Origin of the sequence: Streptomyces sp. XM83C (genome assembly GCF_023072675.1) — a bacterium.
GTDB lineage: Bacteria > Actinomycetota > Actinomycetes > Streptomycetales > Streptomycetaceae > Streptomyces > Streptomyces thermocoprophilus.
Genome location: NZ_JALLGL010000707.1, coordinates 1 through 249 on the forward strand (window position 1 = coordinate 1; position 249 = coordinate 249).

Genomic DNA, 249 nt, shown 5'->3' on the forward strand with positions numbered 1-249 from the left:
AGAACAACAACGACGCGACGCCTTCCCCGACTGGCTGCACACCTACAATCACCACCGCGGACACACCGCGCTGAAAGGCCAGCCACCCGCCAGCCGCGTTCCTAACCTCTCAGGGCAATACAGCTAGGCAGTTTCGTTTGGATCAGTCGGTCGTTGGTCCGGGTGTGCCGTTGACTGATGCGCAGTGGGCGCGGATTGAGCCGTTGCTCCCGGACCGGACACCGAAGCGGGGTGGCCGCTGGCGTGACC

At 64.3% G+C, this 249-nt stretch carries 1 pseudogene; it reads left to right on the forward strand.

The features are described 5' to 3' along the window. Window positions 1–127 (forward strand): annotated as a pseudogene (locus tag MTQ10_RS31135) (IS481 family transposase); the annotation flags it as partial. Window positions 128–249 lie beyond the last annotated feature (122 nt).